The 25,856-nt window shown below is 34.2% G+C and carries 25 protein-coding genes and 3 pseudogenes; 2 read left to right on the forward strand and 26 right to left on the reverse strand.

Annotated elements, in window-relative coordinates; all coding sequences use genetic code 11:
- Window positions 1-148 precede the first annotated feature (148 nt).
- The 22 genes and pseudogenes from metG to esaA all read right to left on the reverse strand — a co-directional run bounded on the left by metG (window position 149) and on the right by esaA (window position 21,355).
- Complete coding sequence (metG, locus tag MUA90_RS12735) at window positions 149-2,152, reverse strand: methionine--tRNA ligase (RefSeq protein WP_262587304.1); 2,004 nt, start codon at window positions 2,150-2,152, stop codon at window positions 149-151.
- Between the two features lie 486 nt (window positions 2,153-2,638).
- Window positions 2,639-3,088, reverse strand: coding sequence for a hypothetical protein (locus MUA90_RS12740; protein WP_262587306.1), 450 nt, complete (start codon window positions 3,086-3,088; stop codon window positions 2,639-2,641).
- Window positions 3,085-3,891 carry an ABC transporter ATP-binding protein gene (locus MUA90_RS12745; protein WP_262587308.1) on the reverse strand — a complete coding sequence of 269 codons (807 nt, stop codon included), beginning with the start codon at window positions 3,889-3,891 and terminating at the stop codon, window positions 3,085-3,087. Before MUA90_RS12745 ends, MUA90_RS12740 begins: the two co-directional genes overlap by 4 nt.
- 129 nt (window positions 3,892-4,020) lie before the next feature.
- Complete coding sequence (locus MUA90_RS12750) at window positions 4,021-4,488, reverse strand: hypothetical protein (RefSeq protein ID WP_398577358.1); 468 nt, start codon at window positions 4,486-4,488, stop codon at window positions 4,021-4,023.
- 312 nt (window positions 4,489-4,800) lie between these two features.
- Window positions 4,801-5,202, reverse strand: a complete 402-nt coding sequence (locus MUA90_RS12755) for a DUF5084 family protein (RefSeq protein ID WP_262587310.1) — start codon at window positions 5,200-5,202, stop codon at window positions 4,801-4,803.
- On the reverse strand, window positions 5,199-5,597 hold the full coding sequence (locus MUA90_RS12760; RefSeq protein ID WP_262587312.1) for a DUF4064 domain-containing protein: 399 nt from the start codon (window positions 5,595-5,597) through the stop codon (window positions 5,199-5,201). The genes MUA90_RS12755 and MUA90_RS12760 overlap by 4 nt, the downstream gene beginning before the upstream one ends.
- 296 nt (window positions 5,598-5,893) lie before the next feature.
- Complete coding sequence (gene tnpA, locus MUA90_RS12765) at window positions 5,894-6,364, reverse strand: IS200/IS605 family transposase (RefSeq protein ID WP_262587313.1); 471 nt, start codon at window positions 6,362-6,364, stop codon at window positions 5,894-5,896.
- A 182-nt stretch (window positions 6,365-6,546) separates the two neighbouring features.
- Window positions 6,547-6,768: pseudogene (locus tag MUA90_RS14120) on the reverse strand (hypothetical protein).
- Window positions 6,769-6,870: 102 nt separating this feature from the next.
- Entirely contained in the window at window positions 6,871-7,242 is a 372-nt protein-coding gene (locus MUA90_RS12775; RefSeq protein ID WP_262587315.1) for a hypothetical protein, read from the reverse strand.
- A gap of 27 nt (window positions 7,243-7,269) precedes the next feature.
- Entirely contained in the window at window positions 7,270-7,869 is a 600-nt protein-coding gene (locus MUA90_RS12780; protein ID WP_262587317.1) for a DUF5080 family protein, read from the reverse strand.
- A gap of 8 nt (window positions 7,870-7,877) precedes the next feature.
- The gene (locus tag MUA90_RS12785; protein WP_262587319.1) at window positions 7,878-8,303 is read right to left on the reverse strand and encodes a DUF5085 family protein; all 426 of its coding nucleotides are present in this window, start codon (window positions 8,301-8,303) and stop codon (window positions 7,878-7,880) included.
- Between the two features lie 20 nt (window positions 8,304-8,323).
- Window positions 8,324-8,774: pseudogene (locus MUA90_RS12790) on the reverse strand (DUF5085 family protein).
- A 31-nt stretch (window positions 8,775-8,805) separates the two neighbouring features.
- Window positions 8,806-9,087, reverse strand: coding sequence for a hypothetical protein (locus MUA90_RS12795; protein WP_262587320.1), 282 nt, complete (start codon window positions 9,085-9,087; stop codon window positions 8,806-8,808).
- 157 nt (window positions 9,088-9,244) lie between these two features.
- Window positions 9,245-9,487 carry a DUF5079 family protein gene (locus MUA90_RS12800; RefSeq protein WP_262587322.1) on the reverse strand — a complete coding sequence of 81 codons (243 nt, stop codon included), beginning with the start codon at window positions 9,485-9,487 and terminating at the stop codon, window positions 9,245-9,247.
- A 39-nt stretch (window positions 9,488-9,526) separates the two neighbouring features.
- Window positions 9,527-11,266, reverse strand: coding sequence for a T7SS effector LXG polymorphic toxin (locus tag MUA90_RS12805; RefSeq protein ID WP_262587324.1), 1,740 nt, complete (start codon window positions 11,264-11,266; stop codon window positions 9,527-9,529).
- Window positions 11,259-11,663 carry a DUF5082 domain-containing protein gene (locus MUA90_RS12810; RefSeq protein WP_262587326.1) on the reverse strand — a complete coding sequence of 135 codons (405 nt, stop codon included), beginning with the start codon at window positions 11,661-11,663 and terminating at the stop codon, window positions 11,259-11,261. Before MUA90_RS12810 ends, MUA90_RS12805 begins: the two co-directional genes overlap by 8 nt.
- An 11-nt stretch (window positions 11,664-11,674) precedes the next feature.
- Complete coding sequence (locus MUA90_RS12815; protein WP_262587328.1) at window positions 11,675-11,977, reverse strand: TIGR04197 family type VII secretion effector; 303 nt, start codon at window positions 11,975-11,977, stop codon at window positions 11,675-11,677.
- Window positions 11,978-11,989: 12 nt separating this feature from the next.
- Entirely contained in the window at window positions 11,990-16,441 is a 4,452-nt protein-coding gene (essC, locus tag MUA90_RS12820) for a type VII secretion protein EssC (RefSeq protein WP_262587330.1), read from the reverse strand.
- 21 nt (window positions 16,442-16,462) lie between these two features.
- Window positions 16,463-17,704: a type VII secretion protein EssB gene (gene essB, locus MUA90_RS12825; protein ID WP_398577388.1), complete on the reverse strand. Its 1,242-nt coding sequence runs from the start codon at window positions 17,702-17,704 to the stop codon at window positions 16,463-16,465.
- 60 nt (window positions 17,705-17,764) lie between these two features.
- The gene (locus MUA90_RS12830; RefSeq protein ID WP_262588853.1) at window positions 17,765-18,007 is read right to left on the reverse strand and encodes an EsaB/YukD family protein; all 243 of its coding nucleotides are present in this window, start codon (window positions 18,005-18,007) and stop codon (window positions 17,765-17,767) included.
- Window positions 17,994-18,449 (reverse strand): type VII secretion protein EssA, encoded by a 456-nt coding sequence (essA, locus tag MUA90_RS12835; protein ID WP_262587332.1) that lies wholly within the window; start codon window positions 18,447-18,449, stop codon window positions 17,994-17,996. The genes MUA90_RS12830 and essA overlap by 14 nt, the downstream gene beginning before the upstream one ends.
- Window positions 18,446-21,355 (reverse strand): type VII secretion protein EsaA, encoded by a 2,910-nt coding sequence (esaA, locus tag MUA90_RS12840; RefSeq protein WP_262587334.1) that lies wholly within the window; start codon window positions 21,353-21,355, stop codon window positions 18,446-18,448. Before esaA ends, essA begins: the two co-directional genes overlap by 4 nt.
- On the opposite strand from esaA, the pseudogene MUA90_RS12845 reads away from it, so the two are divergent.
- Together MUA90_RS12845 and MUA90_RS12850 are read left to right on the forward strand one after the other, a co-directional pair.
- Window positions 21,279-21,608, forward strand: a pseudogene (locus MUA90_RS12845) (CHAP domain-containing protein); the annotation flags it as partial. The gene esaA and the pseudogene MUA90_RS12845 sit on opposite strands and share 77 nt — an antisense overlap.
- Window positions 21,609-21,741: 133 nt before the next feature.
- A complete protein-coding gene (locus MUA90_RS12850; protein ID WP_262587336.1) occupies window positions 21,742-22,656 on the forward strand; it encodes a DUF1672 family protein in 915 nt (304 codons plus the stop codon).
- A gap of 137 nt (window positions 22,657-22,793) precedes the next feature.
- Here MUA90_RS12850 and MUA90_RS12855 read toward each other — a convergent pair whose 3' ends face one another.
- The 4 genes from MUA90_RS12855 to rsmI all read right to left on the reverse strand — a co-directional run bounded on the left by MUA90_RS12855 (window position 22,794) and on the right by rsmI (window position 25,856).
- Entirely contained in the window at window positions 22,794-23,189 is a 396-nt protein-coding gene (locus MUA90_RS12855) for a lipase-like domain-containing protein (RefSeq protein WP_262587338.1), read from the reverse strand.
- Window positions 23,190-23,366, reverse strand: a complete 177-nt coding sequence (locus MUA90_RS12860; RefSeq protein ID WP_262587340.1) for a lipase-like domain-containing protein — start codon at window positions 23,364-23,366, stop codon at window positions 23,190-23,192. It lies immediately after the preceding gene.
- Window positions 23,367-23,406: 40 nt separating this feature from the next.
- Complete coding sequence (locus MUA90_RS12865; RefSeq protein WP_262587342.1) at window positions 23,407-24,864, reverse strand: lipase-like domain-containing protein; 1,458 nt, start codon at window positions 24,862-24,864, stop codon at window positions 23,407-23,409.
- Window positions 24,865-25,019: 155 nt separating this feature from the next.
- Window positions 25,020-25,856, reverse strand: coding sequence for a 16S rRNA (cytidine(1402)-2'-O)-methyltransferase (gene rsmI / locus MUA90_RS12870; protein WP_262587345.1), 837 nt, complete (start codon window positions 25,854-25,856; stop codon window positions 25,020-25,022).

Consider the following 25,856-nt stretch of genomic DNA (forward strand, 5'->3'; position numbering starts at 1 on the left):
TGTTAAGTGCTCCTTTCACTACTGTATATAGCTGATGTATTGTCATTATACCCGTATTCGCAAGAGGCATGACAATGAAAAGAAGCGGCTGAAGCATTTCAATCTGCCGGCCGCTTTCTCTTTGTTTTCTTAAACTGTTTCAATCTTCTTATTTAATCACTGCACCGTTAGGAATTGCATTAGGCAGACTTACAAGTGTAAGTACGCCGTCTTTTTCCGCTGATAAAATCATACCTTCTGATTTACGGCCCATTAATTTCGCTGGTTTCAAGTTTGTGACCACTGCGACTTTTTTACCGATAATATCATCCGGCTCATAGAATTTCGCAATGCCTGATACGATTTGGCGTTGTTCATCGCCTAAGTCTACTTGAATTTTCAACAGTTTATCTGATTTCTTCACGTTTTCCGCATCCATCACTGTTGCGGCTTTGATTTCTACTTTATCAAAGTCTTTAATTGTGATTTGAGGTTTAGAAGGCACTGCTTCTTTCTCCTCTTCTTTTGCTGCTTCCTCAGTTTCAGCTTTCGGTGCTGAACCTTGCATAGATGCTTTAATGAAGCTGACTTCTGCTTCTGTATCTAAACGCGGGAAGATTGGGTGCGGCTTCTCTGTTACCGTAATCGGTTTTGTCAATGCGCCGTATGCTTTTAGACTGTCGAGTTCGAACAACTCAGGACTGTTGATGTGCAGTTGCGCAAAGATTTCACGCGGTGCGTTTGTAAGGAATGGGCGGAGTAATACAGCTGCGAAGCGGATATTCTCTACTAAGTGTGCCATTACATTACCTAACATTTCTCTTTGGCTGTCGTCTTTAGCAAGTACCCATGGTGTTGTTTCATCAATGTATTTATTTGTACGGCTGATGAATTTCCATACTGTCGCAAGTGCAACTGAGAACTGAAGATTTTCCATATTCTCATGATATTCTTTGACAGTATCTAATGCGAATTGTTCCATTTCAGCATCCAATTCATGTTTAGGTCCTTGGTATGCCGGTAATTCACCGTCAAAGTATTTGTTGATCATCGCAATTGTACGGTTCACAAGGTTGCCTAAATCGTTGGCTAAGTCAAAGTTCGTACGATCTACGAAGGCTTCAGGTGTGAAGACGCCGTCTGAACCGAATGGCAACTCTCTCATTAAGTAGTAACGTGTCGCATCTAAGCCGTAACGGTCGATTAATACGTTAGGGTCTACTACGTTGCCTTTAGATTTACTCATTTTGCCGTCTTTCATTAAAATCCAGCCGTGTGCGAAGACGCGTTTTGGAAGCGGCAAGTCTAATGCCATTAATAAAATCGGCCATACAATTGAGTGGAAACGTACAATTTCTTTCGCCATTAAATGCAAATCAGCCGGCCAATATTTTTGGAACAGACTGTCATCATCTGATAAGTAGCCAAGTGCTGAAATATAGTTCACCAACGCATCAATCCAAACGTAAACAACGTGTTTAGGATTAGACGGCACTTGTACACCCCAATCAAATGTTGTACGTGATACTGCCAAGTCTGTTAATCCTGGTTTGATAAAGTTGTTAATCATTTCGTTCTTACGAGAAGGAGGTTGAATGAACTCAGGGTTCGCATCATAAAACTCTAATAAGCGATCCGCATATTTTGAAATATTGAAGAAGTAGCTTTCTTCTTTCACTAATTCTACTTCATGTCCAGAATCAGGGCTTTTACCGCCGATAATATGACCATCTTTGTCATATTCTGGATCTTCAAGTTGAGATTCTGTGTAGTACGTTTCATCCGGCACAGAGTACCAGCCTTCATATTCGCCAAGGTAAATATCGCCTTGAGCAAGCAAACGTTCAAAGACTTTTTCTACAACTTTCTCATGACGTCTTTCCGTCGTTCTGATGAAGTCATCGTTAGAAATCTCTAATTTTTCCCATAAAGCTTTAATACCTGCGATCATATCGTCCAGGTATTCTAATTCTGTAAGGCCTGCTTTATGTGCCTTTTCTTGAATTTTTTGACCATGTTCATCTGTACCTGTTAAATAACGTACATCATAGCCTTGCATGCGTTTGTAGCGCGCAATAACGTCGCCTGCTACAGTTGAATAGGCATGCCCAATGTGTAGTTTACCGCTTGGGTAATAAATAGGTGTTGTTATATAAAATGTATCTTTCGCCATTCCATGCTCCTCCTTGTATCTTACATATTTAATATATCTAAATTCAGTGTTGATTTCAATGCAGAGTCCTGTCACGACAGTATCACACGTACAATAAGCAACGCTTTCGCAAGACGTTTTCACTACATAATTGTCATGTACCCTTCACATGAGTTCGACTGATTTTTATTCCATATGTATATATTGTAACAATTCTAAGTTGCGGTGCATATAGTGAGGGTGTTGAATCTTTCGTATTTGTGTTTAGATTTCACTGCGATTGAAAGAAAAAAGCAACAAGGCACTGCTGATAATAAGATATAAGATACAAACCAACCAAGGTACTGCATGAAATGTCTGACCTTGTATCATTAATTGATTCAAACTTGTGAATGGCGGTAATATCCAGAGGAATAGTTTCATAAAAGAAAACTGTTCGATGAATATAGGCTTTAAAAAAGTGAGTAAGCCAAACAAGATCAGCAATAGCCAAATAAACTTACGTTGTTAAAGATATGAAAGCAGGACATAACTCCCAATCACAACACCAAAAAGCGCTGAAAGCACGTGTGTAATAACAGCCGTTACGGTTTCAGCCACTGTAGGCATCTGACTAAAAACACGAATCACAATCGGATAAACAATCGCAAACAAGACCAGAGGCAGCGCGATAACAAAAGACGTCCACAGTGTCCCTAATACATACTTATAACGCTTGCTTTGCATATGAATTAATAAAATATAACGTTCATTGGACGAATTTTGCTTAGCAATGAGAGCTCCTATCCATAATACAATCGGAAATAATAACATGTGACTCAAAGTGTAACTCGAAGTTGCTTGAACACCTTTGTAACTATACAACGTGACAATGCTTACTATATATAAACAATATGCTGGAAGTATTTGTGGCCTTCTTATTAATTTATGTAACTGATAGGACATCAGACGCATCAATGTCCTTCCCTCCTCACTTCAATAATGTCACACTGCTGCTTTATTAAATAATCCAGTGTCTGATTCACACTATCTGGACTCACTTTAATCATATAGCCTTCTGCAGAAGTCTCAATAGGAAAGTGTTGAGCTACTGCTTGAAGGTGATTGGTATGAAAATATATCGTCGTAATTGGGTACGTATTAATTCGGTCATCCTTCTCGATTTGACGACCTAATTGAATATGATGTATTGAAGTTGGCAATTCTGCTTGTGCTTCATGATTCGTAAAAATGATTGTCGTATGTGTTTTTAAATCATTTAACACTTCAATGAGATATGCTTTTGCACGTCCGTCAAGTCCCGTAAAAGGCTCGTCTAAAATCATTAAATCCGCTTCAAGCATCAAACATTGAATTAAATTAACTTTTTGTCTTGTCCCTTTAGAACATTGAGTTATAGGTGTTCTCAAATAAGGCCCTAAACCCAATTTTTCTATGTATGTCATTAAGCGTGTGTTGTCATGATGTTGTCCACGTGTTGTTAAAGTATTTAAAAATGTTTCAACAGATAATGGAATGTTATCTGGTAAATCATCAGGGGCATAACTCAATGACTTTATTGACTTAGCAAATGTAATTTGACCAGAGGTCGGATGAGATAAACCCGCAATCATTTTTAAAAGGACACTCTTGCCAGCACCATTGGAGCCAGAAATTTTAGTGAGCGCGTGAAGCGGTATAGTTTCAGTAATATCGTCAAAAATAGTCTGTTTACCAAACGTTTTACTAACTTGATTTAATTGCACTGCAACATGATTCATAAGCACACCTCTTTATATGGAGAATTCAAACAAGCAAAGTATAATCTTGTATTACTTTTTCAATAAAGCAAGCTACCTTATGCATTCCCCACTGGGCTAATGATATTAAACATTTCACTTAACTGTTTGTTAATTAAAAAATGCATCCGCATCTTCCAACTCATAATCTGATAATACTTGTGTGTAATGTATATAAAGCATAAGGACAACAAAGTATACCACTGGCATGATTACAGCTAAAAATAAAAATACAGAATTCACTCCATTAATATTAGGTACTGTGAAATATTCAATAATATTTTGGAAAACTACTAAAAGACTTAACGAGAATGCAATTATAATTGTCATTATTTTTTTGGAAACTCGCTCGTCTTTTTTCTTACTTTTTAACCAATAAGGAGTATGGCTAAGTAAATATATTCCATAAATTAAGCTCGCCAAACATATAATCATAGTTGATATCCCAATACCCCAAAACACCGCAAGATCTATACCCATATTTGCGCCCAAAAAGAAGTAGGCATTGTATATAGATACAATCAAACAATATAATACTAAAATATCTAACACCATAAGTTTAAACGCACTTTTTTTCATATCCTCATGATTCTTAGGGTATGGACAAGCCAATATAATGAAACATATTATAGACGTTGCAATTATTATTAAAGAACTTATGATTAAATACAATGGAGTAGCTTTTATTGTTAAACCATAAAAGTATTGTACCCACCCAAAAAAAGAAAAAATATAGAGAAAACCCCCCCCAGTATTTGCGGTAAAGGCTTCCTTAATTTTTCATATGCATCATTCAAATTGAGTCCCCCCATTCTCTCTTTTATTCCAATTGATATAAAAAGCTATGAACCATCAATTCAAAACTATTTACTTATTTAATGCCATTATTCTCTAATTCAACGTTAGACCTTTGTTCCACCATTTATGATATTTAATGATTGATAGTATTGATCCTGTTGTATAAGCCAGTATCCCTAAAACAAAAAATACATATTGTAGTGTAATTATATTTGTTCCATAGATTATTGGCCCAAATTCCGCACCGATATGCAATGTTATAAAGGTTGTTAATACCATGAACATAGTAAATACATAAAACATACCCACCGTTATATAAAAGAATACATTGTTCACTTGACTGAAGATATTTGTTTTAGAGGGAAAAGTGAATAATGGCCAAATCAGCCCTACTATTAAAACACCTAGGCAACCTACACTCAGTATAAAACCATCAATACTTAATATATTCATTACAAGTCCAATAACTAATAATATCCACCATACGTGTTTCATTGCACAACCTCCTTGTGATTAGTTCTGTTGCTTTGTTTTAACATTAATATCCCTGCTACTAACCACACTACAAAACCTACAAGGTTAAACATTAAAACTCCAGCAATGATATGTAAGATGCCGCTAACTTTATTATCTTTGCCTATCTTGCGAAACGCTATAAATCCTAGTAATTCTGAAACAAATAATAAGACTAATCCAATTGAAAGACCAATAGTAAACGTGTTACGTGCTGCTTCGACACTTTGTACATGAACCTCACCATTAACAGTCGTTGTTACCTCTGGATTTGTCACACCTGCAAAATTCGCAATCAAAAATAACAATAACAACACCAACCCTAATCCTTGTATGACCAATCCAATTATGGAAAGTATTTTTTCTGTTTTATACATAGTAACCTCCAAATATATTTTTCTATTGTGTAATTTGAAATAAGTTAAATCACCTTAATGATTACGAGACCAAAAAGGACAAATTTATTGAAATGCGCAAAATAGAATACTCGCAGCATCAAAAAATGTTAGACTTCTTTACTTTTCATTTTAAGAATCAAAACCACCCGTGTGAACGGGTGGTTTGTTCTCCGGCTGAAAGCCTCTGTTACTGACCAGCCCTTAAAAGGGCACTGAAGAATCTGACAACCGTACTACTTTTTCAGCAAGCCCTAAAGGGCTACGGTCATCATTCTTTATTTTCCTACTTTCTCACCAGTAAATGGGTCGATAAATTCTTTCATCGACATCTGATCTGCAAGGATATCCTCTTGTATTTGATTTCGAATATAGTTCTCTATCACTTTTTTATTTCTTCCTACTGTATCAACATAAAAACCTTTACACCAAAATTTTCTGTTCCCATATTTATATTTAAGATTTGCATGTCTATCAAAAATCATTAGACTACTTTTTCCTTTTAAATATCCAACAAAACTTGAAACTGAAATTTTTGGAGGTATACTCACAAGCATATGAATGTGATCTTTACAGGCCTCTGCCTCTATTATTTCTACACCTTTTCGTTCGCATAAAAGTCGAAGTATTTTCCCAATATCCTTTTTCAATTTACCATAAATTATTTGTCTTCTGTATTTAGGGGCGAAAACAATATGATACTTACAATTCCATTTTGTGTGTGCTAAACTATTTATATCATTAGACATACAAAAACTCCTATTCATGATGTAATGTTGGTTGCCAAACCATTTCACATTATACCATGTTTAGGAGTTTTTTTATTACATCGCTAAAGCTTTCCTGAACCATACGCACAGCGTATGGTTTTCAAAAGAAAGAATAAAACAACAGAGCATAGTTAATAACTGTTACTCTGTTGTATGAATTGTTATCCCATTAAGTTTTTCATAATAACATATACTAAACTAACAACTGTCACAATAATTGCTATGTATAGAAGTTTAGCGCCTTTTTCTTAATTGTGTTTTTTGTAGTTTACTGCACAAATGATACTACCGATTCCAAAAATCGGAGTAATTAATGAAAGTACAATTAAAATCCATGTCCATACTTTCAATGTTTTACCTGGTTCTCTAGTATTTTCTGCCATGTTTTATTCTCTTATCTCTATTTTTTTAATCCTGACTATGGGAACAGGACACACATGCATGTTTGAATGAAACACAAATGTGTGTCCGTTCCCATATAATCTTCACTTCATTTTTTTGAACTTACCATGCTTATCTCGTGTAAGATCAAAATTATATTTTTTATCATTCAACTCATATTTCACAATGATTTCTTTTACATCTTTATTATCGGAATATTGTTCAACAGCTACATCTCTTACAAGGTCCGCGGGTAATTCAACTGGATCATTAAACTGAAGTGGTAGTGTTAGTTTTTTTGTATCCTTGTCATAAACTACATTTTTACGATCTAATTTAAATATTTTAATTACGTCCATTTTTTGTTCACTTTTATGCATATCATTTTTCACTGACCTTGGTAGAGGATCACCTTTTGAACATCCAACTGTAATTAATATAATGACAGTTAACAGTAAGATACTTAATTTTTTCATAGTCTCCTCCTATATGAACTATATTTATTAAACAATGATGGCAAATATTATCAGCCAAATTAAAGTACCTAAAGGTCTTAGAGTAATAAATGCAAACTTGCCTCTTTTTACAGCGAGCACAATATCAATGATTAAATAAACAATAATCATCAAAAATAGGATAAGGCCTAATGCAATTAAACCGCCCTCTAAATCCTGCTTTAATACAGGAGTTAGCTTTAACTTAATCGCAATCATACAAACTACCGATATCACACCTGAAATAATGCCTTTATACTTCGCAGAAACCAAATCGATTTTAATACTTTCAGCTTCTTCATACTTAGTCTTTGTTAAAATATGATCATGTACAGGTCCCATACTCTCTAGTTTGACTTTATAAGGTCGATTCCAGAATGATTTAATTGCTATCCACCCATAGACCACAAAAGCCACAATTAATACAAATATGTAATTCTGCAAAGAACTGAAACTTGGATTCACAAAAATAAATGTTATTAAAAAGATCAATGCTGCAATTCCATAAGCAATCCACTGCAGTAATTTAATGCCCTCCGCATACATCACAGCAGTGATATACACTACGTAATACAAACCTGCCATCAACAACAATAATAATATGGTCATAAGCGCTCCTATTCTTCCATTACTTTAACTTTGATGTCTACCCAACTCATATCATCAATTTCATTGATGATATGATAATATGGCGACACTCTTTTAAGATTGTTTAATTTCGCAAAATTTTCTATTTCTGTTAATACTTGTTTTTCTTCTTTTTCATATTGCTTCGTCTTTAATCTGCCTTCTAGCATTTGATCAATGTATAGGTAAGTTCTAAATCCTAAATCATCACCTGGTGCAAATGGCATATCTACTGGCATCATCAGCGTGACATTAACTTGATTGTCTTTCATAAATTGAGTGTATACAAGAATTAAAGGCCCTGATTTATTTAGTCCATAACTGCCTGCAAGTTCAATAAAGTCTTTCGCACATTCACCCAATTCAAGAATGTTGTAATCTAGATACTCTTTATAAACTACATTTCTATACATCATATGTGAGTAGCTCATCTCATTCATTCTAATTCAACTCCAGATACATCGATTTCTGCATGAATTTCATAAACCTGACCATTAAAGTAATCTACCATTACATGATAAAAATTTTGATCTTTCAATACTATCTCATTTTCTAGTGCAAATTGTTTCATAGCTTCATAAATTTCTTCAAAATCTTCATCATCAAAACACTTGTGTGATATCGTAGGGAATACCTCTAATGAAGGTACATACTTGATATTCAATTCGGGTATATCGTCAATTTCATCATTTAATGAGATGTAAGTTGTATAACTCACCTTTTCTAATCCTGTAATTTCTTTAGTAAAAATAATCGGTCCGGTTGTATAAATATCATCATCGATAAAAAAACTTTTTTATTTTCAGCATTTCATCTTGCCAATATTCAGGTTCAATTGAAAATTCTACTTTTGCCAAGTTAGGCATGATTAGAATATCTAATTCCATAGTATTTTTCTCCTCTTTTTTATGAAATTTCTTATTCAAAAAATTTATCCGCATCATCCAATTCATAATCTGATAGTACTTGGGTGTAATGTATATAAAGCATGAGGACAATAAAATATATTATTGGCATAATTATACCAACTGTTGAAATTATAAATTTAGATTCATTGACATTCGGTATCAAGATATATTCTATGATTTTTTGAACCACTACCAACAAACTAAATAGCCACAAAATTATGATAGCGATAATTTTCCCTGATATTTTCTCTTCTTTTTTCTTACCTTTTAACCAAAATGGTGTATTACTCAATAAATAAACACCATAAATAAATGCAATCAGGCACACAAACATTGTAATCATTCCTACTGTCCAATATACAGTAAGGTAGATAGCATAATTAGCTGCCAAAAAAAGTATATGTTGTAGGAGGATATAATCATACAATATAAAATTGCAATATCTAAAATCATAAGTTTGAATGCCTTTTTTTCATATCTTCATGATTCTTAGGTTTCGGCAAAAATAATATCAAAAAGCACACCACAGAAATGATAATTGTTAATATATTAGTGACCAATAAATACAAAGGTGTATTTTCTATTGTTAAATTATAAAAGTATTGAACAAAATCTAAAAAAGAAAACACAATCGATAATACTGCTAAAATTTGCGGAAGTGGATTTATTAATTTTTTATATGCATCATTCAATTTTATTACCTCTTTTCATTCATATATTTAAATTTATAATTAAAAAACATGACTTAATTTTTGTCCGAATTTTATTGCCGGTGAGTTGTTAAATGCTGATTTAGCTACATTTGAAATACCTTTTTTAGTTTGTTTCCAAGTATCGGAGTTTCTGAATTTACTCACAAATTTATTGGCTTTTTCTTTAGCGATATCAGTAACTGATTTACCATTAAAAATTTTAACTTCTGCTGCCATTCCTATTAATGCACCAGAAACCAAGCCAATCCCTGCTCCTACAGGCCCTCCGATAGCTGCACCTATCATAGTACCAGTTCCTGCTGAACCAGCTAAAGCACCTAAGTCTACCGCTGATCCTACCAACTTTCTTTGCATTGTTTTTTCAGTTGCAAAATTATTTCCAACTGCAATAACTGCTCCTACAGGCGCAAAAGCTTTCCCAGCATATTTTAGGCTTTTCATACTTTTCCCAAATTTATTCAAATCTTTAAAGTCATCAAGTTCCATTTTCATATACTTTTTTACATTTTTGGGATCTTTAATAACCTTTTGAATATTTGGATTAATAACGGAATCTAATGCACTTTTACCAAATTTTTTAATTAATTTCTTTTTCTTAGTATCGAACACATCTTTATAATCTTTTGACTTTTTTAGTGCTTCTAATTCTTTGGGAGTTTTTACTTTCTTTATCTCATCACTAGTTTTTACTTTTTCTAATTCTCTAACATTTTTTAGATTTAAAGGCTTATCATTTAAAGCTATTTTATAGGCTTCCCATAATTTTTTACTCATCTTCATATTTCCCTTTTTATTTGTCAATAGAGTATAAGCTTTTTTGATGTTTTCGCCTTTTACATTATTTATATCAGTATCTAATATACTATTAATAAGCTTAATTTTTTGACTTCCTATTTTTTTAAAATTACCATTTTTTAGTAATTCATTTCCTTTTTGAAAATCCCCATCACCAGCGACAAGCCCAATAATTAAATAATTTTTTAATTTGGCAGCACCTTCATATAAATCTTTCATATGTTTTCCACCATACGCTGCATTTTGTACCCCTTTAATAGCATTACTCGCCTCAGTAAAAGGATTATTTTGTGAATTCATTTTATATTTTGCATCAATTTTAGAACTCACACCGTATATTTTAGATCTATTTGCGGATAGATTTTTAACTTTAGATGACATTGTTGCAACTGGATAAATGGCTCCTAATAAGTCAACAGCATCAAAATCATGACTAGCTTGAAAATCCTCAAAATGACTGATTGTCTCTTTTACATGCTTGTCAAATTGATCACCTTGTTGTTTCACTTTGTATTCTGAAATAGACTGCGCACTCGTTAAGTCATGAACTCTTAGAATAGTTGAATTCATTTTCAATTTATTTTCTTCTATATTTTCATATGACTTTTTTATATCTTCTTTATATTTTTTCAAAGCTGTTTTAACGATAATAGCTGATTTATCGCTATCTACCTCTGATTCAAATCCACTTATTGACTTTTTAAAAGAATTTTCAAATTCCTTATTTATGTCTTCAATTCTAGTAATTGTTTCAATATGATAGCTTTCATTATATTTTTTTACATTATTTGCTGTCTGCCCTTTAAAGTCACTGTCTCTACCTAAAGTATCTAATCTCTTCTTTAAAGCTTTTGTTTGAGAGCTTAAGTTTTCTAAAGCGTCATCAATATTTTTCTTTAATTCATTCACTTCTTGCATATTCACTTTGTTACAAATAATTCTACCTCCTTTACTTTTAGTCACTCGCAAGCTGTCTGTCAATACTATCGATACGATTCGTCAACTCTCTAATATCTGTTTCAACATTACTGATTTTAGTTTCAAGTTCTTCTAAATCTTTATTCATTTGCTCAATGATTTCTTTATACTTAGTTTTGTAATCATCTATCGCTTCATCTAAATCTCTTTTTTTATTATCAGAATCTTTTCTGGTTTTACCTTTCCACTCATTATTTTGAATCTCTATACTATCGTATTTATTTTTTTCAGAATCAAAATCGTTTTTAATATCTTCGGCATCACGAATTGCGTCTTCTAAACGTCTCTTATCATCTTGCAATCCTTTTAATTCTGTATTTTTATTGTTTCTGATATTCACATATCTGTTTTTAGTTGCACGAAGTTGAGCTTTATTAGACATTCTCACCACTCCTAGTTAAGTCCAGTATTCTGTATCGATGAATTTTGTTCTATTTGATTTGCCATATCATTGTCTGTTTTCTCAATCTCATCTACTACATTTTGCATTGCTTTTGAATCCTGAGAAATTATCGTTGAATAATTGTTAATTGCAGTTTCAAGAAGTGCTGAAGCTTTCTTAAAATCTACAAAAGGATTGATATCTGTTTCGCTTAAATCTACATTCCCTCCATCAAATTTCACATTCGAACCGGCGTTTGAAATATTGCTGATTTTTCCAGTTAAACTGCCTATTTCAACTTTCACTTCACCCATTTTCGATTCCTCCTATTCAATCATTTGAATTTTATGCGTAACATTTTGATTGGTGTAATACATTTCATACGGTTTTAACATCGGTTCTCTGCTTGTTGAAGTTGTCATTACTAACTCTTGATCATATAATCGTGAAACAATTATAGATTGTTTCGTGATTTGTCTAACTAACTTAGCTTGACGTTCATAAGTAGATACCATGTCATTATACATACCACTGAAGATTGTAAATACGTTATATTTAGGACCTTCTCCAAGAATCATTCTTATCTCTTGTTCTGTAAGCAAACTGTTATTAATAAATGCTTTTAAATTATTAATAAAGACGATTTTTCTTTGTTGGATAGAGTGTTCTCCGCTTATGCGTTTCTTAATTTCAATTTCGAATCCTTCCTTAACAAACTTTTGTTCTTCTGCAGTGGTGTAATACGATGAAAAATATTCTGACTTATCGCTCATACTTCCATCACTGTCTATTAAAATAACGGTTTCTTTTTCTTTTAAATCTTTTAACGCTTCTAAAATATGGTTGTTTACAAGTTCTAAATCTTGAGGGGACAATGCCGTAATAATACTTGGCTCAGATAAATCTAAGGTTATAAGTTCAACCTCCTCAAAATCTAGCCCCAATGGAATTCGATAGGATTTTGTAATCAACTGTTCAACATCGTAATCAGCATCGATATTTTTCTTTAATACATGTTCTGGCATCATTGGAATAGGACTAGGATAAGTATCTACATAATTCTCATTCATTAATGCTACTTCATTCTTGATGCAATTATTCATAGTTTCACCTTCATTTAATTTAAAAGGCTGCGCTACTTGGAATTGAGTGTAATTATCATCATTAATCACTGCTCTCCCTTTAATGTCTTTGGCACCTTTTTTAGAAGAACCTAAAACATTCGTACTCTCTGAACTATCAAAGAGATACAAAGCAATTCTTGTTTTGATATTTGTTAAAACTGATGCTTTAATCGTGCTTGTTCTTGAACCTGTAATCAATGTATAAATACCAAGTGCTAGTCCTTCACGTGTCAGTTTACTCATTAATTCTTCATATACTTCCATAAACGGAACTTCTTTTACAGCATCATAATTATCAATCACAACAAAAATATTCGGCAATGTACTTCCCATTTGACGATTGTATTGTTCGATATTCACTACCCGTTCTTGACTTAATAATTTTTTGCGCTCATTAATTGTATTGCGTAATCGCTTTAGCGCCTTTTTAATCTTCTCTTCTTGATCCACTGTGAAATAATCTGCTACATGTGGTACATCTGCCATTGGCATTAAACCATTTGTCCCAAAATCAAAAAGATACATATGGGCTTGATCTGGTCGATAATGACGTGCAATATCCATAATTACATTGTGTAAGAAAGTACTGCGTCCATAACCCGGACTACCTATTACCGCAATATTTCCAGCCTTACTTAATTCAATGGTCATTGGTCCTTGATATTGTTCCTCCGGAACATCTTTTAATCCAAGTGTGAGTACTACCTTATTCGTTTCTGTTGCCCATAGCTTTCTAAAATCAATCTCAACTAAATCTTCTTGATAAATTTGATTAGGCAACGGCGGTAACCAAGGGCGTTTAACTGGTTGAATATTGTTTGTTTTCGTAATCTCACCGATATGGTCGATAACCGCTTCAAGCTCCGTCTGCGCTTCTTTTGGTATTTCGTTTTCAATTCCGCTTAAGTCTTTATTAATAGCTTGATATTGGCCATACTCATTGATGAAATAAATAATATTATCTTCAAAGTCATTTGTACCTTGAACGTCCTCGCTATAATTCGCGCCACTCCAAGCAGATTGGAATAACTCATAAATTTCATTATTACCAACCTGTAAATAAGCACGTCCTGGTAAAGTAATATCAGCGGCATCTGGCGTTTTCAAAATCTCATTACTATCTTGCTTATCTTGAACTTTCAAAGCTAATTTAAATTTCGAGTTCGACCAAATTTGGTCATCCACAACACCCGAAGGTTTTTGTGTTGCTAGAATCAGATGAATACCTAATGAACGTCCTATACGTGCTGTTGACACTAGTTCTTTCATAAAGTCTGGTTGTTCTGATTTTAATTCGGCGAATTCATCAGAAATAATAAACAGATGCGGCATTGGTTCAGAAGCGTGTCCATCTTTCCATAACTTGTGATAATGGTTGATATGATTAACATCATGCTCGCCAAAAAGTCGTTGTCTTTTTCTTAGTTCTGCTTTAATAGAAGTCAATGCACGCATTGCTTCGTCCCCATCTAAATTGGTAATTGTACCTACAAGATGCGGTAGTGATTTGAATAAATTCGCCATACCCCCACCTTTGTAGTCAATTAATAGAAATGCAATTTCATGCGGATGAAAATTAACTGCCAATGATAAAATATACGATTGAATAATCTCCGATTTACCTGATCCTGTTGTTCCAGCAATCAATCCATGTGGACCATGCGCTTTCTCATGAAGATTCAATTCTAAAATATCGTCTTTTCCTCTCACACCAAGCGGGACTGCCATAGTTTTATAGGTCTCATTTGTCAGCCATCGTTGATTGATTTTCAATTCATGCACTTTAACTGCACCATACATTTCCATGAATGTGACGGATTCTGGAATTGCATTCTTCATTTGTTCAACGTGATTCAAATTAGCTAATCGACGTGCGATATATTCCTTATCGATTTCGACACTGCTTTCTGGTATAAACTTCAGACGCTTGAGCTCTTCTTCTTTCATGACTAACTCACCTTCAGTGCGAGACTTGATGTCAATAATCGTTCTCACATGTTCAGGTAAGCTTTCAATAACGTCTTCAACGAAAACCAGTGAAATACCGATTTCGGATAAATCTTGGTTCACATACTCCAAGATAACGTGGTCCATAATTAGTGACATATCAGTAATTACAAATACTAAATGCGGTGTAAACAATACTTGTTCATTATTTTTTCCGCGTTCTCTAATAAAATTCATTCTTTCTTTAATCAAACTATAAATCGAAGTCAAAATAAGATCTCTTGTACGTTGCTGATAGACAAAACCACGAATATTCTGAGTTGATAAATTCATGTGCGGCAACCAACGCATCCATTTAAACTGTTCATATTCTTCTTCACGTAAAACAACTAAAAACTCAACGTCATGGTAGCTGTGGAAAGTCGCAATTTGAAGCAGCATTTGCTGCAATTCTTTCATAACTAAGCTTCTTGGTCCGATGTAGGCAATAGGTCCATGTGTTAAGTCATTCACAAGAGGTGCTTGTTCTGCATCTTTAAAGAAGTCATATAGGTGCTTTGCTTCATCAAACAATTCGTCACGTCGTTGATTATATTCATCTTCTTGATAATCTAATTTAAAAGATTTCTCCACATTCGCAATACCTAATTTATAATGAAGAAAGTCATGGTGGTGTGCTGTCTTTTCATAGATACGCGGTGCTTTACTCTCAACAATATCTTGTATTTCAGCTAATGTAGGATAATGAAAATTTAAACTTAGACGCTGCTCTTGTATTGCTTTATGAATTTGAATAGATTTTTCACTCAAATATTTTTCATACGTTTCTTTTCGCGTTCGAACATCTTCTCTGTATCTTCTTTTATCTCTAATATAAGTGGTAATACCAAATACAATCATGACCACACTCATCCCCACCATAATCAGCATATATACTCCGAGCGGGCGCAATAAATACACAATTCCTGTAAGTATAATCATGACAAGCGGCGGGATGATTGCACGCCATATCATCGCATTATTTTTGTTAACAGGTTGAGGAGGTTTTTCGATTTTAATAGTCTCTGTCGGCTCACGGTGTATAATTCGAGGTGAACGATGATAATCATAATACCCTTCATCTTCCAAACTTTTTTCTTCGATTTCCAACTCAACTAAATTCGAATTCATTTGGTATGGAGACATTAAAATTAAACCGTCTTCACGTACTTCAAGCCAAATGCGATCAATCAGAATATGATCTCCAACTTTTACCGCTGCTTTTTCATATTCGATAAGATTATAATTAATATAAAAAGGTACCTCAGTATTATGAATAATTTTCAATTCTCCTGTAACTTTAACTTTATCGATCCCTTCAAAAATAATAGTCTGATTCAATCCATCAGCTTTAATATCATCGAATGTTTCGACCCCTAATGTCATCATTGATTTATCAGGAAATTGATAAAAATGCCTATTACGGCTTTCTAATATTTCAAATTCGATCTTGTGTAATTCACTATCTAGTTGCAACACTTTATGAGGTGTTAAACGCATGTCATTTGCTTGCCATTGATTGGGCATGAGCTCAGTAATTTTAATAGGATGAGAAATCTCTTTAAGTGTGATATCCGAATCAGGATGGTTATCAATAACATAGGTGTGTCCGCTTTTTAAATTCAATATCCTTACTTGTTTGTTCAACTTGATTATGAGCTTCTGCATTCTTTTAACCTCCATCCTATCTTAATTACCACGTTCTGCTTTTTGACGCTGTTCTTTGTCTTCTTGCGCTTGTTCTTTTTGTTTTTTCTCATTTTCTTCTTGTTGTTTCAGCTTCTCATCTTTCTCTTGTGCTGCTTTAGCTTTTTGTTCGCTTTCAGCATCTTTAACTTCTTTTTCTTTGTCTAAGATATCTTGTAATTTATCATTATATTTTTTAGTTTGTTCTGATCTTTTTTCACTAGATAAATCTGGTGAGTTTTTAATTTCATTCAATTTATTGATTAGAGCTAGTTTTGTGATGTCATTATCATCAAGGTAAGTTGCAATATTAAGTGCTTCGTCTAAATGACCTTGTCCAAGTTCTGTCCAATATAGTAGATAGTCTTTATTTGCGTCTGGTGTGATATTATTCAGCAAGTTCTCTTTCTTCTCTTTTTCTAGGCCTTGCTTGTTAGTTTCTATATAACTGCGCGCATAGACATAAAGTGTTTCTTTTTCTAAGTTTGATGCATCTAAATCTTTATAATCATTCAATACATTTGTATAATCAGCTCGGACATAATCAAGATAACCTTTTTCAACAATCTCATTCTGCTTCATAACAGAGAAGTACAAATAAAGTAAAACGCCAGCAAGTACAATTGCTAGTACACCTGCAGCAATCGCAATCCACTTATAAATACTAAAACGTTTTTTGGGAACATAAGCATATTGTTGAGTATATATAGCACTTTGATGTTTATATTGTGCTTTCAGAATGTCTTTTAACTCTTCAAAATCTTTTGCTTCAGCAACCTTTTTCTCAAATCCTGTTCCTTTATGTAATTGAAGGTTGCCTCCAATCAAACTGTCAAAATCTGTTCTCTGATTAAATGCACAAATAACCAAAGCCTTATAACGGTCGAGAAATTCCTCGTCCGTTATAGGCATTGGTTCAACTATATTTTTCAATCCTCTTGTTTTTAGTTGGGGCAAACCATTTTTAGTGAAGTAAATTTCCTCAGGACGCAAGTCGAAAGTATAACGAGTCTTTTGAACACGCATTAACTCAGCAATATTAAGTAAATAACGCAGCTTAAGATCCCTTGTATAAGCACGAATATCATCAAAACGAATAAGGTGCTCTGGAAAATCATAATGTACTTGGAAACTTTCATCTAACTCGATGACATCTGCTTTAAGAAAATGAGGGATGTCCTCCCCTAGCAGATGCATTAAATGATAATGTGCTTTTTTAATTGCTGACTTGGGTATTTCTCTCATTATTTCTCGTTCTTCATTATTATTTTGGGCTGAGTTGTTTTTCTCCACTTTCCTGTCCTCCTATATCACTTTTAAAATATCGCCGTCTGCTATATGAAAGTCGACTAAGCAATCTCCTTCAGTCAGTAATTTTGATTTAGTCAATTCTTTAACTTGTATTAGTCTCTTCACATTACGTAAATCCAAACTATCAATAATCAGTGGTATCAGTGTATTAATCGGCAAATGTACTGGAACTGATAAATCATATGTGCCAGCTTTATAATTAGTAAAATCTAAAGTTACACTTTTATGATATTTCATGATTCTCACGCTTTCTTCGTCGGATTATGGTGTAAGCAATAAAACTTATCATCAATATGAGGCCGCCAGCCATCATTAAATAAGTAAATATACTTTTCTTTTGGGCCTCCTGTGTATAAGGAACTTTGTCGTATCTTACTTTCTGTTTGTCAGAAACAGGCCCGAACAATTGCTTTTTCGTTTCAGATAAGCGGGAAGATTCTCCCGCTTCTTCTTGAAACATATCTTTTTTAACATCTTGCATTTTATTCATTTGTTTTTCTTTCAGCATATTATTCACACTTTGACTATCGTCATTAAACAAAGTAGTATCATAGCGATCTAAATCTTTATTTTTATTCTCAGTTGCTTCTTGTTCGCTGGTATCTATTTCAAGACTTCCATTGTGGCTATCTGCTTGGCCTATGAATAGATGCATAGTCAATAAAGATGCTGCTATCATTGCGATGGACTCGCTTTTCCTAATTTTTTAACCAGCGCATTTAGACCAAGTCCAATGAGTGCAAAGATAACTAAGAAGAATAACATAGCTCCTACAGGATGTTCTGCATTGAGATAATTAAAGAACATTGTATCGATATAAGACAATGGCGATACAGCAGATAAAGCTTCACCTTTTGTACTTGAAGTCCACTGGTTCATAGCGATGAGATAAATACCAAGAACAGTAAGAATCAGCATCATACCAATCGCTTTAACTTGTCTTAGCAAGTAAGTGTTGATTAAAACAAAAACGATCATCGTTAACATCACCATTAAAATAAACTTAATGCGATAGCCTGGTAATACGTTATATTGATTTAAAGCAACCAGTCCGATAATCAACCCTTCAATTAATCCTACAAGTCCAATACTTCCCGAATTAATTGCTTTATTCCACAATTCATTATTCTCGCTGAAATCATTTTTGATTAGTTTAAGCGGACCTCTAGCATTAAAATAGCTATGAATCAGATAAGCAGTCATGATTGAGATTAAATACATAATCAACACCATAATAGAAGGTGAAATCGTGTTTTTGTCTCCATTATTGGCTAATACATTCTCTAAGTTCTTTTTCTTGATTGGGTTGCTCATGAAATCTTTAAGGGCTTCATTTTGTTTATCTCCGTCCTTAGAGTTTTTCAATACCGTTTCGAAATTTTTAACAAACAAATCATTCTCTTTAGAATTTGCAATCATCTCCTTATTAAGTTCATTAGCTCTTGTTCCTAATGAACGACCAGATGCATGAAGATTGTTAACATTGCCGTCAAGACGATTAATATCTGTGCTTACAGATTCTGCAGTAGATTTCGTGTTCTGACTATCTGATAACAATTGACTGCTGCGTTCTGACATTTTTTGAATATCATCATCCAACTGCATAGATAAAGTTGTAAATTCTTTACCTTCTTCTCTATCAATTTTTGGTACTTCTGGTTTTTCTTTTAACTTGTCATTTTCTGCTGATAAGTTTTGAATTAAACTTTGTACTTCTTGTTGATTATTTGCTATCCAATCTTTTTCATTCATCATCTTCTCTACCATTTCATCAGATGATTGTTGCATCTTTTCAATTTCTGTCATCAACGCTTTTTTGTTATCTTTAAAATCAGTCATATCTGTTATAACTTCATTTACCATCATGTCCACAATCGCATTATTATCGATTTGAGGTTTGATTTGACTCACTTTCGTTTCATTATAAAGTTCATATTGTGATTGGAATTGATCTAATGAACGTAACTGCTGATTTAATTGCGGACTGATTACATCACCAGATAAGTCATGGCTCATTGAAATATCAACAACATTTGCTGACTTGTTAGCGTTGGCTGATGTTGGTGTTTCCGCTTCTTCTTGTGCATTCGGTACTGCAGGCATTGTTTCTGGTTTAACTTCAGCTGATTCTTCACCTTTTACAGCTTGACCGAACACTAACTGTAAATGCATAGTCTTATCCTTAAGAAATGCTTCTTGATTTTTTGTATCTTGTTTTAAACGTGCTACCCCTTCGATAGCCACTTTATAATTTTTAACATCGGTTTCTAACTGAATTTCATCATCTTTGACATCATATTTCTTACCGTTGATATCAATAGTGCCATCAAAATCAAAATTTGAATCTGTCACTATTGTTAATCTATTAATATCCTTACTTTTTACTGTTTGGTTACGTTTGAATTTTACGCCATCAGTCGTTAACTTTTCAGTATTATTTGCTGTCAATTCACCTTTATAAGGTGCCTGCTGAATAGTTTGATCAGGATGATCTTCGTTATAAGCGGATTTAAAAGCATTTAAGTTATTTAAAATTTTGGCATACTTTTCAACTTGTGTATGTGATAATCCAGTTGTTTCTAAATCTGCACGAGATAAATCAGTAATGTAAGTAGCGTCATCACTAGACTCTTCTCTTTCAATTGATTTCACCATATTTGTTAGAAATACAGAACGCAGACTTTGGTTGTTTTGTTCTATTTCTTCTTTTACCGAATTGAGTTCAGGATTTTTATCCAATTGCTCATTTAATGATGTCGTCAGTTCTTTGCGGTAATCTTCAATCATCTTATCAGTGAAAGGAGATTTTTCTTTATCTACTTCTTCTTTCATAGATTCTAAGTTCTTCTCGAATGCCGTTTTATATTCTGACTTTTCTTTTTTGTTCGCTTCAGCTTGACTTTCATATTCTTGATTCATTTTTTCTAAGGATTTAATTTGACTTTCTATATCTGCACTTTCATTTTGTGTTTGATAGGCATTCAAAGCTTTTTCAAGTGATGAGATATCTTCATCATATTCAGAACTTTGATTTTGTACGATTTCAGAAGCAGAACGATTAATATTGAAAATACTGTTGTCTTGTTTCAAAAGAGAATTATTATATCCCACAATCCATTGCGTAATACTCTTATTCGCATTAATGGAATTCACCATTAATTCTGTAAAGTTCTTCGGATAATCATTTAAAGGATTTAATAAATAATTTTGGAACATATGGTCTGTATTCTTTTGACGTTCCTTCATATCAGAGACATTCTTTTGTGCGTTATGCAAATTATCGATAACACTTGAGAAATATATATTAATCAAATTCTTATTGAACGAATTTAATACTGTACTCACCACTTGTTCTACTTCGCGTGTCAACTTTTCATTTTGGCCAGCAGCTGTTTTATACTGAATCGCCATTTTAGCAGGCGTTTTTTTATCTAACTGCATTCCTAACTTAGAGAAGTTTTTGGGAATGATCACCATAACTTGATATGCACCATTTTTCATTCCATTCTCTGCTACATCTCTATTTACAGTTTCAAAACTATATGTGTCTTCTTTTGACAAACGTGCCGCTGACGGTAATACCATCAGTACATTTTGGGGGGATGCGAAAAACTGGGCAAGCCAAGCTAAAGCTGCGGGATTTAGAGTAGATAACCAACCTGAAAAAGGTGCAGTTTTTCAAACACCTATTGGAGTATGGGGACATGTAGCCTACGTTGAACGCGTTAATATTGATGGCAGTATATTTATCTCAGAAATGAACTTCATAGCTCCTTATATAACGTCAACGCGTACTATTTCAGCTGCAGAAGCAAAAAATTATAATTACATCCATTAAATATCGCAATGTTCCTTAATGACAATACTTAATCATATCTTTACGATAATTTTTAATTAATTCAAAGCAATATTAGTATAATTATTTCTAATGACTTAAAAATGATGATTCTTATCAACCAATGAGGTGGTCTATGAAAAAGCTGCTTTACACAATTATAATTTCAACAACTCTATTAGGTGGATGCAATGCATTGAAAGATATAACAACTGAAAATAACGTTCCGCGTACAATGCCTGTCAATGAATATAAAGGACAAGGTTTTCAGCCTAAGGCTGAAAAAGATGCGACTGAATTAGCCAAAAAACACAAAAAAGAATTTGCGGACTTGGGTGAGCGTTTCTTTAAAGATAATTTTGGTTTGAATGTCAAAGCCACGAATGTTGTCGGCAGTGGTAAAGGAGCCGAAGTTTTTGTCCATTGCGATGATCATGATATTGTCTTTAATTCTAGTATTGTTGTCTCTGCAGATTCTTTAGGATACAAAGGCTCTGCAAGAGCACAAGAAGAAAGTGATGAACTCGCTACTCAAATTGGTAAAGTAGTCAGCGGCTTTGATTACAAAGCAAACAAAAAAGAATATGATGAACTATACCAATACTTTAAAGATAATCAAAAGAATTATGGTTATTATGGTTATACTAAAGAAGCTATTAATAAAACTCAAAACTCTGGTTATCAAAATGAATTTTTTAGATTAAGTGGAAGACCGATGACTCTTAAAGAATATAATGAACACCTACGCCCCTTAATCACATTAAGTAATCCTGAATTTAAACGGCAGTATATTTCGAAAAAAGAATTAATTATTGAAACTAAAAAATCATATCTGGTAACTAACCTTTTTGATAGGTTTAAGCACTATAACAAAGAGCGAGGCAAAGAAAATTTATTGAAAATTTCAGATGATATTATACATGAACAAATTGGACCGCAAAAATCAGAAATATCATATACACTTCTGTATACAGAAAAGAACATCAATATAGTAGAAGGAAGAAAAAACGATGCTGATTCTATTCGATTCGGGGTGTATGATAGTGAATAATAAAATTACTGAGAGAGACAAAATTGAATTGAGTAGTTATTGGGCATACCAAGATTATACAATTCCAAAAGATTTTAATTTTAATGGCAAAAAGTTTAAAGCGCACCGCAATCACTAAGATTACGGCGCACTTTATTTTATGCTTCTAATTCTTCTACACGCATCATATTATTGATAAGTCCAGCATAGAAACCTTGAAGTTCTTGTCCTGTATGTTTAAAGTCTAACGTATCTAAACCGACAAAGTCTAAGTGGTCCCAGCCTTTCATAACTGGTGTTACTTGCCAAATGCCTTTTTTAAGACCATCTGTAAAATCAGTAAAGACTTGTCCTGTCGGATAGAGTGATGAAACAACTGAAACAATACCGTCATTCGGACGCAATGATTGATCTGGTTCGCTTCCGATTACACGACTTGTCGCATCAAATAAGAAGAATTGTCCTATATCCGGCACATAATTGCCTGTTAAGCCTTCATGACTGGCTAATCCTGTATATGTTGTATAAACAATATTAGGATTCATAGGTGTCATTTAATTCAGTTTTTCTGAGCCTTCTGAAGTTAAATCATACATTGCATTATCGTCTGTGTGCCATAAATTGCTTTTAGCGACACGATTGGCATAATCAATATATGATTCATTTTCTCCTTGTTTAAAGCCCCACTTTTCAAAACCGAAATCTACATTGCCTAGTTTTCCGCCGCCCATTCTGCCTAACGCATAAACAATATCTTTAAATGCTTTTTGGTTACCGATACGATCTGCGGCAGCTGAACCGTTGTGCGGCGTACCAAGTGTAGTAATTGAGGCAATTCATATTATCTTTTCCGCCTTCAAATAACGGAGAAATTGTACCGCCATGCTGGCGTTGGTAATCGATTTCTTCTTGGTTGCCAAAACGTAAGAAATGTTCTAATAAACGGATCGTTTGTCCGCCCATACTATGCCCTACCATGTGTACCTTTTTACCAGGTTCCCAATCATGAAAGACACCAGTATATGTACGTCCATAGCGTGCATGACCATACTTTTCTGCATGTGCTGCACCGTAGTCTACAGTACCGCCTTTAATATAATAATAAAGTTCGACTGCACGATCATAGTTGCTGCTGAAAGCACCGACACTTGCTTCATAAGCATCATAGCCCTTTTCTCTTAAACCGTCGACAATACGATATTTATCGCCGCCCCAATAATTAGGATATAAATCAGGCTTAACATCTCCGGTAAAGCCCATAAAGCCGTGTACAAAGATAACTGGATATTTATTGATAGACTGTTGTTGTGTCGTTTTCGATAATGTTTCTTGCTTTTGTTCTGCAGGCTGTTGAGTAGAACGCAGCGCAGTTGCTTGAGGATTTTCTTTGTCTATATGCGATGATTCAGGTGTCGGTTCAGATTGCGTTTCGCCCGTTCCAGGTGCAGAAACAGGTTTTACACGTGTCACAGCTGTTTCTTGTTGCTTCGTTGTCTTATCAACCGGCGCAGGGCTCACCTTCGGTGATAGCTCATCTGTACTTGGACGCTTAAATGTATTATCCTTTTCTTTAACTTGTGCTGCCGCAATTTGTGCGACATCCTGACTTTCTTGCTGGTCGCGTCGAACCACAGAAAATCCTTCATCCAGCTGATTCTGATTCTCTGTTGTATTGTTCACACCCTGTTTTGAACTATCTGTTTCAAAAGACTGCTCTTGTGACACGTCACCTTCGCTGATCGATGGCGCTTTTGGCAGATGTGGACGTCGAACATGTGAAAATTCTGGATCAATCACTGTTTCAGATGAAGCATTAGCATCATCTTGTTCCTTTTTTGGTGCTGATGATGAACGCACATTATCTTGGGCTGCATCTTCACGTTGGACATGTGAAAATTCTGCATCCAAAAGCAGGTCATTATGTTCTGATGTTTCAGTTTGTGCCGCCTCAGATTGCTGTGATGATGTTGAGGGTTCAGACTGAGTGGTACGTTGAACATGCGAAAAGCCAGAATCCAACACTGGCTCTGATTCTCCTTGAGACACTGCTTTATCTGTATGCTCAGTTTGAACAGATGTTTCTGGTTGAGTTGCCGCAGGCTGCACTTCTTCTGCATGTGCTGATGTACTTAATCCCACGAAGACAAAAGAGGCAATTAAAGCAGAACTTGCACCTGCTGTATATTTTCGAATGGCATATGTGTTATATTTTGAATTATTTTTCTTCATCTAAGATTTCTCCTATTCTGACGGTGTTGCTCACTAAAGAAAAATAATAACGGGTTCCCTAATTAATAGATATTAACTGTACCCTTCTAAAATAACATAGTTTTATGCAGTCCGGCGCAAATTACGCTTAATTTTATATTAATTTTACATATTGCTTATTTTATTCCATGATAGATATCGTAAACTTCACCTGTTTTCATCTGACGGTCTTCAGCTGTTTGTTTAATTGCTTTTTTGGGTTTCATATTCTGACGAATATAGTGCGCTACATGTTCGTGAATATCTAATTCGCTGAACCATTCAGTTTCTTCTTTTTGTTCTGCACCTTCGATAAGAATCACAAATTCACCTTTAGTCAAAATATCGCCATTTGCTAGTGCAGCTATTAATTCAGAAACCGGAGCTGTTTGTATCTCTTCGAATTTTTTAGTAAGTTCTCTCCCTACTGCGACAGGACGATTTTCATCTATTTCCGCAATTACTTTTAACGTATCCGCAACACGAAACGGACTTTCATAAATAATCACAGTTGAATCTTCAAACATTCTTTGTTCAAGTACTGCTTTCTTTTCTTTCGCTTTTCTAGGCAAGAAACCGATAAAAGTGTACACAAATGAAGGCAATCCGCTTCCCATCAACGCCGTCAACCCGGCATTCGGTCCTGGAATCGGCACTACCTCAATACCTGCTTCGCGTGCACGCACGACTAACTCATATCCCGGATCACTGATTAAAGGCAATCCGGCATCAGATACTAAAGCAATAGATTGACCCTCTAACAAGGTCTCAATCAACGGTTCTGTTTGTGAAGCTTTATTATGCTCATGATAAGATTTCAACGGTGTTGTAATCTCATAATGATGACACAACTTCTTAGTTACACGTGTATCTTCGCAAGCAATGACATCTACTGCTTTTAAAGTGTCTACAGCACGAAATGTAATATCTGCTAAATTGCCGATGGGTGTCCCGACTAAATAAAGTGTTCCCAT

Origin of the sequence: Staphylococcus sp. IVB6181 (genome assembly GCF_025561445.1) — a bacterium.
GTDB classification, from domain to species: Bacteria; Bacillota; Bacilli; order Staphylococcales; family Staphylococcaceae; genus Staphylococcus; species Staphylococcus simulans_B.